The organism is Phytobacter sp. V91 (assembly GCF_965644225.1).
In the GTDB taxonomy this organism is placed as follows: domain Bacteria; phylum Pseudomonadota; class Gammaproteobacteria; order Enterobacterales; family Enterobacteriaceae; genus CBFFRJ01.
Genome location: NZ_CBFFRJ010000337.1, coordinates 1 through 346 on the forward strand (window position 1 = coordinate 1; position 346 = coordinate 346).

1 protein-coding gene is annotated in these 346 nt (G+C 48.3%); it reads right to left on the minus strand.

Annotated elements, in window-relative coordinates; genetic code table 11:
• The coding region (locus ACSZO4_RS25935) for a tyrosine-type recombinase/integrase (RefSeq protein WP_437891942.1) at window positions 1-346 on the minus strand (346 nt) is incomplete at both ends.

Genomic DNA, 346 nt, shown 5'->3' on the forward strand with positions numbered 1-346 from the left:
CGCGGGTTTTCAGTTCAGCAACATGGCGATTGCCAATAACAGGGAAGATATAGGTTTCAAAGGTGCGGAGAATTTTGACCCCATAATCTGCTGACCACTTTTTATTGGTGCTGTGCCATTGTCGTGCGATGGTCTCAAAAGAGAACGCACCACTGTTTTCCAGCCTGTCTTCCTGCTTTTTAGCAGAAGGGTCAATACCATTAGCCAGTAGCTTACGGGCTGAGTCACGACGTTCTCTGGCTTCCGCTAAGGAAACGGTCGGATAGACGCCTAACGCATGGGTTTTCTGTTTACCTGCAAAGCGGAACTGCATACGCCAGTACTTTGAGCCATTTGGATGCAAAAG